Origin of the sequence: Pseudomonas sp. 22189 (assembly GCF_052045635.1) — a bacterium.
Taxonomy (GTDB): Bacteria; Pseudomonadota; Gammaproteobacteria; order Pseudomonadales; family Pseudomonadaceae; genus Aquipseudomonas; species Aquipseudomonas parakoreensis.
Genome location: NZ_JBQEPG010000066.1, coordinates 1 through 884 on the forward strand (window position 1 = coordinate 1; position 884 = coordinate 884).

An 884-nucleotide genomic window follows, 5' to 3' on the forward strand; every position below is an offset into this window, starting at 1 on the left:
TTGATTTTGAATTTAAAAAACAAGATCAAAAGATCGCAGCCTGCGGCAGCTCCTACAAGGGGATTTGTGTTGGATCATTCGCCGCGATAGATGCAACCGCTGGTGCAGGTCTCGTGAATGCGGATCGCGCTGAGTTCCGGCAGCAGGGGCTTCATTTCATTCCAGATGAATTTGGCCAGCACTTCGCTGGTCGGGTTTTCCAGGCCAGGAATGTCGTTCAGGTAGTTGTGGTCCAGGCGCTCGTACAGCGGCTTGAAGATCGCCTTGATCTCGGAGAAATCGCGGATCCAGCCCGTGTGCGGATCGAGGTCGCCGCTCAGGTGAATCGCCACCTTGAACGAGTGGCCGTGCAGGCGTCCGCACTTGTGGCCGTCCGGGACGTGCGGCAGGCGGTGGGCGGATTCGAATGTAAACTCTTTGAAGATTTCCACAGTGATTTCGGCTCTGTTCAGGTGGCGTTCGCCGCAGCGATTCGGGCAGGCGGCGAGTTTACCAGCTTGTGTTTGGCGATGCGGGAAAACACTGACTAAAGGGTCAGCAAGCGCTCGGCGAGGCGACCGCTGGCGGTCAATTCGAGAAACTCGTCGCCCAGGCGGCGGCTTTCGTCCATCGCCGCGTGCCAGTATTTCTGCCGACTCGGCGCATCGCCCATGAAGCGCTTGAAGTCGTTACGGTCGGGCAGTTTGCCGTAGGGCAGGCGCGCCAGATAGTCCTTCGATGGGGCCACTAACAGCACGTCCTGCAAACGCTCGACCGAGGCGCGGCGCCACGGCAGGGTCTTGTCGAACCAACCCGGGATCACCCGGTCGGTGAAGTGCGGATAAAGCACGATGCCGTCGCCGCTGTAGGGCAGGTCCAGGTGATAGTCGAGCAGACCGCCATCG

At 59.5% G+C, this 884-nt stretch carries 1 protein-coding gene and 1 pseudogene; both read right to left on the reverse strand.

Annotated elements, in window-relative coordinates:
- Positions 1-74 precede the first annotated feature (74 nt).
- On the reverse strand, positions 75-431 hold the full coding sequence (gene queD / locus ACTJKS_RS27985) for a 6-carboxytetrahydropterin synthase QueD (protein ID WP_003223505.1): 357 nt from the start codon (positions 429-431) through the stop codon (positions 75-77).
- A 95-nt stretch (positions 432-526) separates the two neighbouring features.
- A pseudogene (locus ACTJKS_RS27990) lies at positions 527-884 on the reverse strand (patatin-like phospholipase family protein); the annotation flags it as partial.